Here is a 15,501-nt window from a genome sequence, read left to right as displayed (position 1 = left end):
CGCCGTGTTTCGCGCCGGGCCTTATCATGAAAGCCGGCCGAAGCGAAACGATCGTTGCGGCAACCTTAGCCGGCAACCGGGCCATGGGTCGCAATATGGCCCGGCCGCCGGAGGCAGAAGGTCTGCCTATGCGGGGCGCGTAGCGACCGGCGCTGCATGGCGCATACCCCAGATGGGGTATAGACCTGCCGGACAGGAGAAAATCCCGGCAAAATGGCGTAAATCCAACAGGAAGGCGGAAGGGTCAGGCCACCTGGGCCAGGATTTCCCGCTTCACCGCCGTGAACATCCGGCACGGTGGAATGTTGCGCCACTCAACCCGGTCGCCGATTTCGTCGAACAGCGGCGACAGCAGGCGGCGGACATAGCCGGAATATTGATAGACCAGAAATGCGCCGCCGGTCTTCAGCACCGAGCGGGTTTCGGCGCAGATCGCCTCCCCCACGCCGCCGGGCAGGGTCGAGAAGGGAATGCCCGACAGGACATAGTCCGCCTGGGCATAGCCGGCCTCCTTGATGAAGCGGCGGACATCGGCGGCCGAACCGTGGACGATGCGCAGCCGGGGATCGTCGATTTCCGCCTCCAGATAGGCGACGAAGTCGAGATTGAGGTCGATCGCCAGCAGGGTGGCGTCCGGATGCAGCCGTTCGAGAATGGGCCGCGTGAATGTCCCGACGCCCGGGCCATATTCCACGAACAGCCGGGTCCGTTGCCAGTCCACGCCCTCCAGCATGCTGTCGACCAGCATTTGCGAGGACGGGATGACCGATCCGATCATGCCGGGATGTTTGATGAACTGCCGGAGGAACATGCCCCATTGACCCAGGAAGGTGGAGGACGGTTTTCCGGAAACGGCCCGGTTCTTTTTCTTCAAAGGGATGGAGGCCATTCATTCTCGCCTGTCTGCCTTGCCTGTCCGACTCGCAAAAATCGCACGGGCATGCAAGCGCCTTCGCGGTGGAGGGACAAATAGGTCGGAGGGACCGGCATCATCAGGTCGTGCGCATGCGTTCCCGCGAAGGCGTTCAACAGGACAGGATGCCTTTCGGGAACCCGGTTCAAACGGCGGAACCGGGTTCCCGCCTTCGCGGGAGCATGTCTCTTCATTCAGTCCTGGCGCGCGCCCGCAACATGCCGGGCGACACGAAGCCGATGGGATCGATCTGCATCACGCTCTGCTTCAGCGTTGCCTGGATCTGCTCATATTCCCGCTCCATTTCGGGCGTGACGGAGGCGCGGGTATCCTCCAGCGCTGCTTCGAAATGCGCCTGTGTGACCTTGTCGACCGACAGCGACTGGCGCAGCGCGACCAGGCCGGCGCGGCGGACCAGATCCTCCAGATCGGCCCCGGTGAACCGTTCCGTGCGCTCCGCCAGCGCATCCAGATCGACGTCCTCGGCAAGCGGCATCTTGCCCGTGTGAATGGACAGGATGCGCCTGCGCCCCGCCTGATCGGGCACGGGGACATAGATCAGCTCGTCGAACCGGCCCGGCCGCAGCAGCGCCGGATCGATCAGCGTCGGGCGATTGGTCGCGCCGATGACGACGACGGACTGCAATTCCTCCAGCCCGTCCATCTCGGCCAGGATGGTGTTCACCACCCGCTCCGTCACCTGCGGTTCGCCAAGGCCGCCGCCGCGCGCCGGAACCAGGCTGTCCAGTTCATCGATGAAGATGACCGTCGGCGCCACCTGCCGCGCGCGGGCGAAGAGGCGGGCGATCTGCTGCTCGCTCTCCCCATACCATTTGCTGAGCAGGTCGGACGATTTGGTGGCGATGAAATTGGCCTGCGCTTCCCGCGCCACGGCCTTCGCCAGCAGCGTCTTGCCGGTGCCGGGCGGGCCGTAGAGCAGGAAGCCCTTGGCCGGGCGGATGCCGATGCGGCGAAAGGCGTCAGGGTCCTTGAGCGGCAGTTCCACCCCTTCCTTGAGGCGCATCTGCGCTTCGTCCAGGCCGCCGATGTCGGCCCAGCCGATATTGGGCGCCTGCACCATCACCTCCCGCATGGCGGAGGGCTGGACGCGCTTGATCGCGGCCATGAAGTCGTCGCGCGCGACGGACAGTTCCTCCAGCACGTCAGGCGGGATCGTTCCCTCCTCCAGATTGAGCCGGGGCATGAAGCGGCGCACGGTCTCGATCGCCGCCTCGCGGGTCAGCGCCGCCAGATCCGCACCGACAAAGCCGTAGGTCATGCGCGCCAGTTCGCCCAGATCCACGCCGTCGGCGAGCGGCATACCGCGAGTGTGGATGCCCAATATCTCCCGTCGTCCGCGCTCGTCAGGCACGCCGACGATGATTTCCCGGTCGAAACGGCCGGGGCGGCGCAGCGCCTCGTCTATCGCTTCCGGCCGGTTGGTGGCGGCGATGACGACCAGATTGGTGCGCGGCTCCAGCCCGTCCATCAGCGTCAGCAATTGCGCGACGAGGCGCTTTTCCGTCTCCCCGGTCACATTGCCGCGCTTGGGCGCGATGGAATCGATCTCGTCGATGAAGAGGATCGACGGTGCCGACTTGGCGGCCGCCTCGAAAATCTCGCGGAGCTGCTTTTCCGACTCGCCATAGGCCGAACCCATGATCTCCGGCCCGTTGATCAGGAAGAATTCCGCTTCCGATTCATTGGCGACGGCGCGGGCCAGCCGGGTCTTGCCGGTGCCCGGCGGGCCGTGGAGCAGCACGCCCTTGGGCGGGTCCACGCCCAGCCGCTCGAACAGTTCGGGATAGCGCAGCGGCAATTCCACCATTTCCCGCAGCTGGTCGATGGCTTCGGCCATGCCGCCGACATCGTCATAGGTGACGTCGGCGCGGCGGGATTCGCGGGGCTCCTCATATTCGGCGCGCAGTTCCACTTCCGTGTCGGCGTCGATATGGACGATGCCCTTGGGCACGGTCGACACCACGACCAGGCGGATTTCCTGCAGGGCATAAGCCGGGGCGGCCAGCATCTGGCGCAACTGGGGCGGCATGTCGCCGGGCGGCACCTGTTGCTGTCCCGCAGTTGCGACGACATCGCCAGAGGCGAGCGGCCGCTGGAAGAAAACGCGCTTCAGCGCCTCCGGATTGCCCTGCAACCGCAGGTTATTTTGTGCAGGCGCGAAGACGACCCGCTGGGCAGGCCGGGGATCGACCTTCCGGATGATCACGAAGTCGCCCGATCCGACGCCGGCATTGGCGCGCTGAAGCCCGTCGAGGCGAAGGACATCCAGCCCCTCATCCTCCTTATAGGGCCGGACCACCCGCGCGGGGGTCGACCGCTTGCCCGCGATCTCCACCACATCGCCTTCAGCAAGGTGGAGTTCCGCCATGACCGCCAGAGGAAGGCGGGCAAGGCCGCGCCCCGCATCCTCTGGCCGCGCGTTGGCCACCTGTATCCTGCGTCCTGCGGTTTCTTCTTCGGCCACTTCGCCTTCCCCGTTCTGTTCGCTGCGTAACGAGATAGGGAACGTCGCGGCTGAGGGAAAGGGGCCATGGCGAGCCCCGAAACGAATAAAAAAAGGGCCGGCCCGAAGGCCAGCCCGGAAAGTTTATAGGAGAGGATGCCTGAAAGGCCTTTCCTATGTGCAGTGCGGGATGTATTTTCGCAAGTGCGAAAAGAATCGAGGAGTTGCAATTTTTGCATCTTGCCAACTGCCCTTTTTTCCTGCTCAGTGGAATAAGGATGCTTGAAGCCGGTTTGCGCGCCGTTCCAGAAGAAGCAATGATGCGTCGCAGCGGACCGGCCAGATGAACATGACGGTTTATGCGTAGATTGCCGCCCCTTACGGCCCTGGAGGCCTTCGTTCAGGTCGCCCGCCTTGGATCGGTCAAGGCGGCGGCGGAGGAACTCGCGCTCTCGACGCCCGCGCTCAGCCGGCGGGTGCAGGCGCTGGAACGGTTCATCGGCCGGCCCCTGTTCGACCGCAAGCATCAGGCGCTGGAAATCAATGCCGACGGGCAGCGCCTGCTGGACGACATCGCGCCGGCGCTCGATTCCCTGAGCCAGGCGCTGGAGAATATCCAGAGCGGCGGAAACCAGTTGCGGCTGCGGCTGGCGGTCATGCCGCTGTTCGCGACGCAAAGGCTGTTCCCGCATCTGGGCGCCCTTCGGCAGCGGCATCCGCAGCTTCATATCGACATCGAGACCACCCCTTATGCCGTGGCGCGGCTGGGCGAAGGGCTGGACGCGGCGATCGTGCTGGCGAAGGACATCGATCCCGCGCTCTACGCCCATGAGCTGGACCATGACGAGGTCTATCTGATCGGGCGCAAGGCGTTGCTGGAGGCGCCCAATGCGCTGACCGCCCCGCAGGAGCTGGCCAATCATACGGTGCTGCTGCATCGCGACATGGCGCTCGCCTTCGAGGCGTGGAAGGAAGCGGTGCACCTGCCCGACCTGCAACCGCTGGCGATCGACAATTATGATTCCGGCCAGTTGATGCTGGAGGCGGCGGCGCAGGGGCTCGGCATCGCCGTGATGCACGCCAGCCACTATAATGAAGCGCAGGATTCCCGGCTGGTCCGGCTGTTCCCGGAAAATCGGGTCGAAAGCCCCTATCGCTATTTCTTCGTCTGCCGGCCGCGCGCGCTGCAGACCCGGGCGGTGCGGATTTTCCGCGACTGGCTGATCGGCGCGGACATATAATCGAGGACGATCAACGCCTTGCGTCTTTTCGCTTGGCACGTCCTTAACCTTGTTTATCGCCGGTCGTTCTAGCGGACATGACTGGGGCATCATCTTCCGCAAACGCGCAACATGGTCTGACCGACCGCCTGGCCCGCTGGGCCAGAGGCCTGTCAGGCAAGACCGACGACGAGGCCATGGACGAGCCGGAGCAGCCGCAACGCGCCCGGCACGGCAGCGCTTCCAGCCGGGAAATCGTCCAGCGGCGCAAGCTGTACGAGGACATAGGCGATTTCCTGTTCGCCCATGACCTGGACCTGACGCCGCTCAATTTCGGCGTCGCCCATGATTATCTGACCGGATCGCATATCGGCGTGGAAAAGGCCGTGAAAGCGGTGCTGGCCGAACGCGGCAAGATCACCAATGGCTGGGTCGAGAATGTCGCCGCCGAACAGCGCAACGACGAGGTCACGCCCGAAGCGCTTGCCTCGATGCTCGACAAGGTCGAGGAGAATCTGTCGCAATTCACCGGGCTGATGACCGAATCGCGCAATTCAGCCAAGGATTATGGCGCGGCGTTGCAGGAAGAGGTGAAGGGCCTGGCCGCCGGTTCCGACAACCAGCCGGTGCTGGCGCGCCTGGTGGCGCTGACCCGATCCATGGTGGAAAAGACCCGGCAGGTCGAAAGCCAGCTTCGCGACAATCAGAAGCAGACGCAGCTTCTGAAATCCAATCTGGAAAGCGCGCGCCGCGCCGCCGAGCACGACCATCTGACCGGCCTGCCCAATCGCCGCGCCTTCGAAGGCACGCTGCGCGAGGAACTGGCGCAGGCGCAGAAGGAAGGGCAGCAACTGGCCGTCGCCTTTTGCGACATCGATCATTTCAAGCTGATCAACGATACCCATGGCCATGATACCGGCGACCGGGTGCTGAAATTCGTGGCGGGATTGCTGTCCAAGGTCAGCAACGACCAATGCCATGTCGCGCGCCATGGCGGCGAGGAATTCGTCATGCTGTTCCGGGGCAAGACCGCCGCCGAGGCATGCGAAGCGGTGGACAGCGTGCGGCAGGACCTGTCCACCCGCAGCCTGGTCAACCGGGCCAATGGCGAACGGATGGAGCGGGTCAGCTTTTCCGCCGGGGTCGCCAATGTGCTGGCCTATGAAGACCCGCGCGCTGCGCTGAAGGCGGCGGACCGCGCGCTCTACCTGGCCAAGGAGCATGGCCGGAACCGGGTATATCTGGCCGCGGAGCTGGATTGACCCCCACCTCCCCCTCCTGCAAGCGGGGGTCGGAGGGCGGGCTGGCGCGACATCGGCGGCGGTTCTCTACCTCCAGGCTGGAAGCTCGCTGCGCTCGCGCCCACCCCTGACCCCTCCCGCTTGCGGGAGGGGAATGTCCATATTAAAAATCCGGCTTTTCATAATGGGGCGGCGGGGTGATCACCTCCATCCGCTCCGACAGAAGGGGCCGGAAGGAAGGGCGCGACTTGAAGCCCGCATACCAGCGCTTCACCGTCTCATGCCCGGCCCAGTCGATGCCGCCCAGATAATCCGCCACCGAAAGATGCGCGGCGGCGGCGATGTCCGCCAGGCTTAGCGTTCCACCCGCCATCCAGGCGCGATGGTCGAGCAGATAGTCCATGTAATCCATATGGACATTGGCGCGCTTCATCGCTTCCCGCAGCACGCGGGCATCGGGCGGCGCGCGCTCTATCAGGCGCTTCTTCATCCGTTCATGCAGGAGCGGGCCGACGACGTCGCCGTAGAAATTCTGGTCGAAGAAGGCGGTCAGCCGCCGCACCTCCGCCCGGCCCGCGGCGGTGCCGGAGATCAGCGGGAATTTCTCCACCGTCTCCTCGAAATATTCGCAGATCGCCTGACTGTCGATCAGGGTCACGCCCTTTTCCTGATCCACCATCACCGGCGTCGTGCCGGCGGGATTGAGATCGAGGAACTCGTCGCGCGCTTCCCAGGGCGATTCGCGCACCAGGTCGTAGCCCACGCCCTTTTCACCGAGCAGCAGACGGACCTTGCGTGAGAATGGACAGAGCGGAAATTGGAAAAGTTGCCACATATTCCCTTCCTGTTAGGCCGAGCCGGCTCATGCGAAAAGCGGCAAATGGCATGATCCTGCTTAAATCCGGTGCGACATGAGCGGAAACTGTGGTCGGGGAAGAACGATCCTGTCTTCCTGTCGCCGCGGCTTGGTTCTAGGAGGACGCCAAGCGATGGTTTCGTGAAGGAAAGGATGCTGCATGTCTGACGATTTTTTCCCGGTTCCTGCCGAATGGGCGTCTTCCGCCCTGTTCGACCGGGACGGACGGGCGGCGGACTATCGACGGTCCATCGATGCCGCCGACGCCTATTGGCTGGAGCAGGCGAAGCGGCTGGATTGGGTGAACTTTCCCACGAAAACCAATGAGAGCAGCTTCCACGAAGCCGATTTCGGGGTGAAATGGTTTGCCGACGGCGTGCTGAACGTCAGCGTCAACTGCATCGACCGGCATCTGGCCGAACGCGGCGACCAGACCGCGATCATCTGGGAACCGGATTCGCCGGACGCGCAGCCGCGCCGCTACACCTATGCCGAGGTGCATGAGGAGGTCTGCCGCTTCGCCAATGTGCTGAAGGCCGCAGGGGCGAAGAAGGGCGAGCGGATCACCGTCTATATGCCGATGATCCCGGAAGCCGCCTTCGCCCTGCTCGCCTGCGCGCGGATCGGCGCGATCCACAGCGTCGTGTTCGGCGGTTTTTCGCCGGAGGCGCTGGCGGGACGGATCATCGACTGCGATTCCACGCTGGTGATCACCGCCGACGAGGGGTGCCGCGCGGGCAGGCAAGTGCCGCTCAAGACCAATGTCGACGCGGCGCTGAAATTATGCACCAGCGTCCGCAAGGTGATCGTCGTCCGGGCGACCGGTGGGGCTGTCGCCATGGCCGAGGACCGCGACCTGTGGCTGCATGAGGAGGCGGCCAAGGTGTCCGCGGATTGCGCGCCCGAGCCGATGAACGCGGAAGATCCGCTGTTCATCCTCTACACATCGGGTTCGACGGGCAAGCCCAAGGGCGTGCTGCACACGACCGGCGGCTATCTGCTCTGGGCCAGCCTGACCCATGAGCTGTGCTTCGACTACCGGCCCGGCGACATCTATTGGTGCGCGGCGGACATCGGCTGGGTCACGGGACACAGCTATATCGTCTATGGCCCGCTGGCGAACGGGGCGACGACGCTGATCTATGAGGGCGTGCCCAACTATCCGACGCCCAGCCGCATCTGGGAGGTCGTGGACCGGCATCAGGTGCAGACCATCTTCACCGCTCCCACGGCGCTGCGCGCGCTGATGAAGGAGGGGGACGAGTTCGTGCATTCGACCAGCCGCCAGTCGCTGCGCCTGCTGGGCACGGTGGGCGAGCCGATCAATCCCGAAGCCTGGCGCTGGTACCATCATGTCGTGGGCGAGGATCGCTGCCCGATCATCGATACCTGGTGGCAGACCGAGACGGGCGGGGCGATGATCGCGCCGATGCCGGGCGCGACGGACCTGAAGCCCGGTTCCGCAACGCTGCCGATGCCGGGCGTGGTGCCGCAGATCGTCGATGCGGAGGGCCATGTGCTGGACGGCGCGGCCGAGGGCAATCTGGTCATCGCGCAAAGCTGGCCGGGCCAGATGCGCACCGTCTGGGGCGATCATGAGCGTTTCTTCCAGACCTATTTCACGACCTTTCCCGGCAAATATACGACCGGCGACGGGGCGCGGCGGGACGAGGACGGCTATTACTGGATCACGGGCCGCGTCGACGACGTGATCAACGTGTCGGGCCATCGCATGGGCACGACGGAGGTGGAAAGCGCGCTGGTGCTGCACGAGGCGGTGGCGGAAGCGGCGGTGGTCGGCTTCCCGCACGACATCAAGGGACAGGGCATCTACGCCTATGTGACGCTGAACAGCGGCGAGGAAGCGACCGACGAACTGCGCCAGACGCTGGTGAAATGGGTGCGCAGCGAGATCGGGCCGATCGCGACGCCCGACGTGATCCAGTTCGCCCCCGGCCTGCCCAAGACCCGTTCGGGCAAGATCATGCGCCGCATCCTGCGCAAGATCGCGGAGGGCGAGGTGTCGGCCCAGGCGCTGGGGGACATTAGTACACTTGCCGACCCGTCGGTGGTGGATAATCTGGTCGCCAATCGTCAGGGGTAAGAAGCCAGGCAGGAGTATGGGATGGATCGCTACAGTCACGTTGCGCGCGCGCTGCACTGGATCATGGCGATCCTCATCCTGTTCAACCTCTTCCTGGGCTTCGCGCATGACGCGCTGCCCAGGGAGTGGAAGGTGATGCCCGTCCACAAGTCGATCGGGCTGACCGTGCTGGCCCTCACGGTCGCGCGCATAATGTGGCGCTTCACGCGCAGCGCCCCGCCGCTGCCAGCCGAAATGCCCGCATGGGAAAAGGGGGCGGCGCATCTCACGCATTTCGCCTTTTACGCGTTCATGCTGGTTCTGCCGCTGACCGGATGGGTCATGACGTCCGCCGGCGACCGGCCCCTGAACTGGTTCTTCCTGTTCGACGTGCCCAAATTCGCGGTGGCGAAGGGCGATGCGATCGTCGGCATTTCAGGCGAGGCGCATGAGGTTCTGGGCTTCGTCTGGGTGGCGTTGCTCATCCTGCACGGGCTGGCGGCGATGCGGCATCATTTCATATTGAAGGATGGCGTGCTGCGGCGGATGGTCTGATCGGTGTATGGAGGGGTGGAATCAGGACATTCCCCTCCCGCAGGCGGGAGGGGTTTGGGGGTGGGCTGGCGCGACATCAGCGCTGTTTTGCAACGGCTAAGTCAGAAGCTCGCTACGCTCGCGCCCACCCCTAACCCCTCCCGTTTACGGGAGGGGAATGTCTTGGATTGGCCAGAAACAGCCTCATAGCTACACCATCTCGCCCGTCAGCAGGCGCGGCAGCGCGCCGGATTGTCCCCGCGCCTCCGCCATGAAGCGGTTCTTGAGCAGCGACGTGCGCTGCACCGCCGCCAGCCCGGCGCGGCGGACCAGCGAGGGAATGCGCCCCGGCACGTCGAACAGCCGGACCAGCCCGTCCATCGCCACGCTGGTCATCATCGCGTCCAGACCGCGCCAGCGCTGATAGCGGGCGAGCAATTGCGCGTCGCCCGGATCGAGGCCGAGCCGCATGCCCTCCACCAGCACCTCCACCAGCGCGGCGACATCGCGGAAGCCGAGGTTCAGGCCCTGCCCCGCAATCGGGTGGATCGCATGGGCGCTGTCGCCCACCAGCGCGAGCCGCGTGTCGGTGATCCGCGCCGCATGGTGGAACCCAAGCGGATAGCTGGAGCGCGGCCCGGCCAGCGCGATCTCGCCCAGGAAGCCGCCCATGCGCTTCTGCGCCTCCGCCAGCCAGGCCCGTTCGGACAGCTTGAGCATGGCGGGAGCCTGCTCGGTCGGCACGGTCCAGACGATGGCCGAACGGGTGCCCGGCAGCATCGGCAGCAGCGCGAAAGGGCCGCCGGGGTAGAATATCTCATAGGCCGTGTTGGCGTGCGGCACGGCATGGTCGATGGCCGTCACCATCGCGACATGCTTGTAGTTCCAGCGCGTGGTGCGGATGCCCGCCGCCTCCCGGGTCGGGCTGTTGCGGCCCTCCGCCGCGACCAGCAGCGCGCCGTGGAGGGTTTCGCCGCTGGCCAGGGTCAGCGTCACGCCGTCGGCGTTGCGGTCGACATGCAGCGCCCGGTCGGGCTGGAAGCGGGTGAGATTGTCCGCCTTTTCTGCCGTCTGCGCCAGGGCGACGCGCAGGTCGCGATTGGGGAACATGATCCCCATCACGCCGTCATCCGCATCCGGCGCGAAGTCGAGCGCGCCCGGCTCCAGCCCGTCGCTGACCCAGATGCGGTCGATGGGGCAACCCTTGCCGTCCAGATGATCGGCCACGCCTATGGCCGACAGCATGGCGAAACTGGTGGAACTGATGGCCGAAACCCGCCCGTCGAAACCGGCGGCGGTGGTCTCCACCGGATTGGCGGGATCGATCACGGCGCAGCGCACGCCATGGCCGGAAAGCGCGATGCCGAGGGTCAGGCCGACAAGGCCACCGCCCAGAATGACGACGTCGAAGCGTTGCATGGCGGGAGTTCTAGGCGCTTGGGCCAGGAATGGGAAGGGCGACAAAACGCCTCCCCTCTCCTCCGTTCGCCCTGAGCTTGTCGACCCGAAGGGCGGCGATAGCCAACGGCTCCACTTTCTTTGAAAAGGTGAAGGGCTTCGACAGGCTCAGCCCGAACGGAGGAGGGGTATGTTGATCCGTTACAGCTTCCGCACCCAGTTCGCCGGATCGGCCACCGTGCCGCGCTGGATGCCGGTGAGGTCGGCGCGCAGCGCTTCGGTCACGATGCCGCCGTCGCCATTGCCGATGGTAAAGTCGCCATCGACGCTCTTGACCGTGCCGATGGCCGTCACGACCGCTGCCGTGCCGCAGGCGAAGGCCTCCCGCAGCTTGCCGCTGGCGGCGTCGGCGCGCCACTGGGCGAAGCTGTAGGGTTCCTCGCGCACTTCATGCCCCTTGGCGCGGGCGAGCGAGAGGATGCTGTTGCGGGTGATGCCCGGCAGGATCGTGCCGGACAGCGGCGGGGTGACGATCGACCCGTCGTCCATCACGAAGAAGACGTTCATGCCGCCCAGTTCCTCGACCCACTTGTTCTCCGCGGCGTCGAGGAAGACGACCTGGTCGCAGCCATGCTGGATCGCTTCCTTCTGCGCCACCAGCGAGGCGGCGTAATTGCCGCCGCATTTCGCAGCGCCAGTGCCGCCGCGCGCCGCGCGGGTGAAATGTTCCGACACCCAGAGCGTGACCGCCTTCTTCCCGCCCTTGAAATAGGCGCCGGCGGGCGAGGCGATGACGCAGAAAATATATTCGTTCGCCGGGCGCACGCCCAGGAAGGTCTCGCTCGCGAACATGAAGGGGCGCAGGTACAGGCTGCCCTCCCCGCCCGGAATCCAGTCGGCGTCGATCTTCACCAGTTCCTCGACCGCCTCCAGGAAAAGGTCTTCCGGCAAAGCGGGCATGGCCATGCGCTCGGCCGACTCAGCGAAGCGGCGCGCATTTTCCTCCGGCCGGAACATGGCGATGCTGCCGTCCTCCAGACGATAGGCCTTCATCCCTTCGAAAATTTCCTGCGCATAGTGCAGCACGGCACAGGCCGGATCGAGCTGGAAGGGTTCGCGGGGGCCGATGGCGTGGCTGTGCCAGCCCTGCCCTTCCGTATAGCGAATCGTCACCATATGGTCGGTGAAGAGCTTCCCGAAGCCGGGGTCCGCCAGCAATACCGCGCGCTGGTCAGCCGACACAGCCTTGCTGCTGCGGGTGACGGTGAAGCGCGATGTCTGCTGGACGTCCATGACGAAAACTCCTTTGGGTTGGACGCGCCGCCTATGTCACAGATGGCGGCGCGAAACAAACGGTCAATATTGCTGACCCATGTAGCCGCCCATAGCCGATCCGATGGGGGTGGCATCTTGGCGCTGGAGCGCGGCGGGGCTATCGCTGCGCCATGCACTTTTTTTCCGACAATGCGACGCCGGTCTGTCCGGAGGTGATGGCGGCCATCGCGGCCGCTGACCATGCCGACCATGGCTATGACGGCGATGGCTGGAGCGCCCGGCTGAACGGCGCCTTTTCCGACCTGTTCGGGACGCAGGCGGTGGCGCTGTGGATCGCGACGGGCACGGCGGCGAACAGCATCGCGCTGGCCTGCCTCTGCCCGCCCTATGGCGGCGTGATCTGCCATGAGGAGGCGCATATCGTCGTCGACGAATGCGGCGCGCCCGGCTTCTACACCCATGGGGCGAGCCTGATGGCGCTGCCCGGCGCGGGCGCGAAACTGTCGCCCGATGCCGTGACCGAGCGGCTGAAGGCGATCCGCCCCGATGTGCATCAGGTGCCCGCGCGGGCGATCAGCATCACCCAGGCGACCGAATATGGGCTGGCCTGTAGTCCCGAGGAGGTGGCGGCGCTGGGTGCTCTGGCGCGGGAATATGGGCTGGGTTTCCACATGGACGGGGCGCGCTTCGCCAATGCGGTGGCGCATCTGGGCTGCCATCCGGGCGATGTGACCTGGCGGGCGGGCGTCGACATACTCTCCTTCGGCTGCGTCAAAAATGGCGGGATGATCGGGGAGGCTCTGGTCTTTTTCGGGGACCGGGCGGAGGCGCGGGCGGCCGAAGCGGCGCGTTGGCGCAAGCGGGCGGGGCATCTCATCTCCAAGGGGCGCTATCTCGCGGCGCAGGCGCTGGCGATGGTCGAGGGCGACCTCTGGCTGCGCAATGCGCGGGCGGCCAATGCGGCGGCCCGGGCGCTGGCGGAGGGCGCGGCGGGTCGGCTGATGCATCCGGTCGAGGCCAATGAGCTGTTCGTGCGGCTCACCGAAGCGGAAAGGGCGCAGTTGCGGGCGCAGGGCTTCGATTTCTACGATTGGGGCGCGGATGCGGCGCGGCTCGTCACCAACTGGTCGCAGGACGCCGCCAGCGTGCAGCCTCTGGCCGATGCGCTGAGGGCGTTGAAGGGATGAGGCAAGGCAAGGGCGTCGTCCTGCCCTTCATCCTCGTCACGCTGATCTGGAGTTCGACCTGGATCGTCATCCGCGACCAGCTAGGCAGCGTGCCGCCAAGCTGGTCGGTCTGTTACCGCTTCCTGCTGGCCGGGGTGGCGATGGCGATCTTCGCCCGGCTGCGCGGCGTGCCGCTCAGCATCGGCGGCAGGGGGCTTGTCTTTGCGGGCCTGCTGGGCGTGGCGCAGTTCGTGATGAACTTCAACTTCGTCTACCGCGCCGAGCATTTTCTGACATCGGGCGTGGTGGCGGTGGTCTATGCGATGCTGCTGATCCCCAACAGCGTCCTTGCCTTCCTCTTCTTCCGCCAGCCGGTGAGCCGGGCTTTCATCGCCGGATCGGTGGTGGCGGTGGCGGGGATCGCGCTGATGCTGGCGCATGAATATCGCGCCGCGAGCGTGCAGCCGGACATGGTGATTCTGGGAGCCGCTTTCTCCGTTGCGGGGCTGCTGAGCGCGTCCGCCGCCAATGTCATGCAGGGGATGGAGATCGCCCGGCGGCTGCCGATGGTGGCGGTGCTGGCCTGGGCGATGCTGATCGGCGCGGGGGTGGATGCGCTGTTCGCCTGGGTTACGACCGGGCCGCCGGTGATCGAGGCGCGGTGGAGCTATCTGGCGGGAATCGCCTGGCTGGGGCTGGCCGGATCGGTCGTGACCTTTCCGCTGTATTTCCGGCTGATCCAGAGCATGGGCGCGGGGCGCGCCGCCTATACCAGCGTGCTGATCCCGGTGATCGCGATGCTGATCTCCACGCTGGTGGAGGGCTATCGCTGGACGGCGCTGGCGGGTGCGGGCGCGCTGCTGGCGATAATCGGGATGGTGGTGGCGCTGCGAACCAAGCAGGCTTAACGGCGGACGCCCGGTTGGTATAGCCGCTTCGCCGCGTTCACCCGGTCGATCAGGCTAGCGAGCGGGACAGGCGCGGATGCGGCGCGTTCGGGCAGGGACAGGCTGTTGATGCGCTGGCCAAGGGCGGTGAAGGCGTGATCGAAGCGGTCCATCTCTTTAGTCCCCGAAAGCTGACGGGATAGCCATCGGGCAGGGATGGTTAAGAAGGCGTTAGCGATGATCAGGCTTTGCGGCAGGCCGGGTCAAAGGCAGGCGGGCAGGCCCTCGCGGTAGGTCGGATAGCGGGGGAACCAACCGAGCAGGCGCTTGGCCCGACCGTTCGCGACCCGGCGGTTTTCGGCGTAGAAGGACCGGGCCATGGGGGTGAGCTGGGCTTCCTCCAGCGTCAATAGCGGCGGCAGCGGCTGGCCAAGCAGGGCGCAGGCTTCCTCGATCAGGCGGTTCTGCGCGCAGGGCAAGTCGTCCGAAAGATTGTAGATGCCTGGCGGTCCCCGATGAATCGACGCGACGATGCCCGCGCCGATATCGTCGACATGGGCCCGGCTGAACACTTGATCGGGCAGATCGATGCGATGCGCCCGCCCTTCCCGCACGCGGTCCAGCACCGAACGGCCGGGGCCGTAGATACCGGGCAGGCGGAAACGCCGCACATCGGGGCGAAGCGCCCCCCAGTCGGCGTCGGCCTGCGCCCGTGCGGCACGGCGACCCTGACGGAGAGGGGTGGCTTCATCGACCCATGCGCCCGCCGCATCGCCATAGACTCCGGTGGAGGAGAGATAGCCTGTCCAGATCGCGGGCGCGGCGGCGATGGCCGCGCCATAGCGGCTGAGGACGGGGTCAGCATCTCCCTCCGGCGGAACGGACGAGAGGATATGGCTGGCCTGCGCGATGGCGGCGCGGACGGCGTCTTCATCATCGAAGGCGAGCGATTCGGCATCGGCGGTGCGGCGGACGCCGGTGACGTGCCAGCCTTCTTCGCGAAGGCGGACAGCCAGGCGGGAAGCGGTGTAGCCCTGCCCCAGAATGAGCATATGGGGCATGAAACACTATTCCCTCAGACCGTGAAGCTCTCGCCGCAGCCGCAGCTCCCCTTGGCATTGGGGTTGTTGAAGACGAAACCGGCGGTGAAGTCGTCCTCCACCCAGTCCATCGTCGACCCGACCAGATAGAGCACCGACGCGCCGTCGATGTAGAAGGTGCCGCCGGGGGTCTCGATCTTCTCGTCGAACTTCGCTTCCTCGCTCACATAGTCGACCGAATAGGCAAGGCCCGAACAGCCCCGGCGCGGGGTCGAAAGCTTGACGCCGATCGTGCCTTCGGGAGCCTGGCTCATCAGGTCGGCGATGCGCTGCTCCGCGCTCGGCGTCAGGATGACGGCGGCGGGGCGGGCTCGGGTCTTGGTCGTCGTTTCGGTCATTTCCGTTCCTTCTTCCCTCCTCCCGC

General features: G+C 65.7%; 14 protein-coding genes. 6 read left to right on the top strand and 8 right to left on the bottom strand.

What is annotated here, in order from left to right; translation table 11 throughout:
- Positions 1-244: 244 nt before the first annotated feature.
- Together H5V43_RS14755 and H5V43_RS14750 are read right to left on the bottom strand one after the other, a co-directional pair.
- On the bottom strand, positions 245-889 hold the full coding sequence (locus H5V43_RS14755; protein ID WP_025551490.1) for a class I SAM-dependent methyltransferase: 645 nt from the start codon (positions 887-889) through the stop codon (positions 245-247).
- A 214-nt stretch (positions 890-1,103) separates the two neighbouring features.
- Positions 1,104-3,398: a CDC48 family AAA ATPase gene (locus tag H5V43_RS14750; RefSeq protein ID WP_025551488.1), complete on the bottom strand. Its 2,295-nt coding sequence runs from the start codon at positions 3,396-3,398 to the stop codon at positions 1,104-1,106.
- Positions 3,399-3,736: 338 nt separating this feature from the next.
- Between H5V43_RS14750 and H5V43_RS14745 the strand changes: the two genes are divergently transcribed.
- Entirely contained in the window at positions 3,737-4,618 is an 882-nt protein-coding gene (locus H5V43_RS14745) for a LysR substrate-binding domain-containing protein (RefSeq protein WP_025551486.1), read from the top strand.
- Positions 4,619-4,695: 77 nt separating this feature from the next.
- Positions 4,696-5,859 (top strand): GGDEF domain-containing protein, encoded by a 1,164-nt coding sequence (locus H5V43_RS14740; protein WP_025551484.1) that lies wholly within the window; start codon positions 4,696-4,698, stop codon positions 5,857-5,859.
- A 142-nt stretch (positions 5,860-6,001) separates the two neighbouring features.
- Here H5V43_RS14740 and H5V43_RS14735 read toward each other — a convergent pair whose 3' ends face one another.
- Positions 6,002-6,673 (bottom strand): glutathione S-transferase family protein, encoded by a 672-nt coding sequence (locus H5V43_RS14735; protein ID WP_025551482.1) that lies wholly within the window; start codon positions 6,671-6,673, stop codon positions 6,002-6,004.
- A gap of 181 nt (positions 6,674-6,854) precedes the next feature.
- Here H5V43_RS14735 and acs point away from each other — a divergent pair, with 181 nt between their 5' ends.
- Positions 6,855-8,798, top strand: a complete 1,944-nt coding sequence (gene acs, locus H5V43_RS14730) for an acetate--CoA ligase (protein ID WP_193666705.1) — start codon at positions 6,855-6,857, stop codon at positions 8,796-8,798.
- A 21-nt stretch (positions 8,799-8,819) separates the two neighbouring features.
- Positions 8,820-9,332, top strand: coding sequence for a cytochrome b (locus tag H5V43_RS14725; protein WP_044660401.1), 513 nt, complete (start codon positions 8,820-8,822; stop codon positions 9,330-9,332).
- Positions 9,333-9,521: 189 nt separating this feature from the next.
- Here the strand turns inward: H5V43_RS14725 and H5V43_RS14720 are convergent, their stop codons facing one another.
- The gene (locus H5V43_RS14720; RefSeq protein WP_025552316.1) at positions 9,522-10,730 is read right to left on the bottom strand and encodes a UbiH/UbiF/VisC/COQ6 family ubiquinone biosynthesis hydroxylase; all 1,209 of its coding nucleotides are present in this window, start codon (positions 10,728-10,730) and stop codon (positions 9,522-9,524) included.
- A 180-nt stretch (positions 10,731-10,910) separates the two neighbouring features.
- Positions 10,911-12,002 carry a branched-chain amino acid aminotransferase gene (locus H5V43_RS14715; protein ID WP_025549772.1) on the bottom strand — a complete coding sequence of 364 codons (1,092 nt, stop codon included), beginning with the start codon at positions 12,000-12,002 and terminating at the stop codon, positions 10,911-10,913.
- 152 nt (positions 12,003-12,154) lie between these two features.
- Here H5V43_RS14715 and H5V43_RS14710 point away from each other — a divergent pair, with 152 nt between their 5' ends.
- Positions 12,155-13,171, top strand: coding sequence for a threonine aldolase family protein (locus tag H5V43_RS14710; RefSeq protein WP_025549773.1), 1,017 nt, complete (start codon positions 12,155-12,157; stop codon positions 13,169-13,171).
- Positions 13,168-14,058 (top strand): DMT family transporter, encoded by an 891-nt coding sequence (locus H5V43_RS14705; protein WP_025549774.1) that lies wholly within the window; start codon positions 13,168-13,170, stop codon positions 14,056-14,058. Before H5V43_RS14710 ends, H5V43_RS14705 begins: the two co-directional genes overlap by 4 nt.
- Here the strand turns inward: H5V43_RS14705 and H5V43_RS14700 are convergent.
- The 3 genes from H5V43_RS14700 to H5V43_RS14690 all read right to left on the bottom strand — a co-directional run bounded on the left by H5V43_RS14700 (position 14,055) and on the right by H5V43_RS14690 (position 15,475).
- Positions 14,055-14,210, bottom strand: a complete 156-nt coding sequence (locus H5V43_RS14700) for a hypothetical protein (RefSeq protein ID WP_173664347.1) — start codon at positions 14,208-14,210, stop codon at positions 14,055-14,057. The genes H5V43_RS14705 and H5V43_RS14700 overlap by 4 nt on opposite strands.
- Before the next feature lie 90 nt (positions 14,211-14,300).
- Positions 14,301-15,098, bottom strand: a complete 798-nt coding sequence (locus H5V43_RS14695; RefSeq protein WP_025549775.1) for a Rossmann-fold NAD(P)-binding domain-containing protein — start codon at positions 15,096-15,098, stop codon at positions 14,301-14,303.
- A gap of 14 nt (positions 15,099-15,112) precedes the next feature.
- Positions 15,113-15,475 carry a HesB/IscA family protein gene (locus H5V43_RS14690; protein ID WP_025549776.1) on the bottom strand — a complete coding sequence of 121 codons (363 nt, stop codon included), beginning with the start codon at positions 15,473-15,475 and terminating at the stop codon, positions 15,113-15,115.
- Between the last annotated feature and the right edge of the window lie 26 nt (positions 15,476-15,501).

Origin of the sequence: Sphingobium fuliginis, from assembly GCF_015074805.1 — a bacterium.
In the GTDB taxonomy this organism is placed as follows: Bacteria; Pseudomonadota; Alphaproteobacteria; order Sphingomonadales; family Sphingomonadaceae; genus Sphingobium; species Sphingobium fuliginis.
Note: the sequence above shows the minus strand (reverse complement) of the source record. Positions and strands in the feature narration are given on the sequence as shown.